The sequence below is a fragment of the Anoxybacillus sp. LAT27 genome (assembly GCF_022030075.1).
GTDB lineage: Bacteria > Bacillota > Bacilli > Bacillales > Anoxybacillaceae > Anoxybacillus > Anoxybacillus kestanbolensis.
Map to the genome: position 1 here is coordinate 1 of NZ_JAIWYK010000275.1, position 235 is coordinate 235.

The window sequence follows — 235 nt, forward strand, 5'->3', positions numbered from 1 at the left end:
TGCATACAAAAGGGGTCCACTGGTAATACGATGGAACCAGGCAAAAGGTTACACGTCCATCCAGCAAACGCCCCGTGTAAGGCACGCGTCCATCGTTCATACTACGAACAGGGACGACTTGTTCCTCACCTCGATCGATTGCCCGGCATTCCGCCGGGCTTTTTTTCGTGCGGGGCTACCGTACGCTCCACCCATACGGTATCATAGAAGTGAACCACGGGCGGTACTGCCGTGC

The 235-nt window shown here is 55.7% G+C and carries 1 protein-coding gene; it reads left to right on the forward strand.

Going from position 1 to position 235, the window contains the following annotated elements:
* Positions 1 to 207: hypothetical protein (locus LD028_RS09435; protein ID WP_237811666.1), on the forward strand; the 207-nt coding region annotated here is incomplete at its 5' end.
* Positions 208 to 235 lie beyond the last annotated feature (28 nt).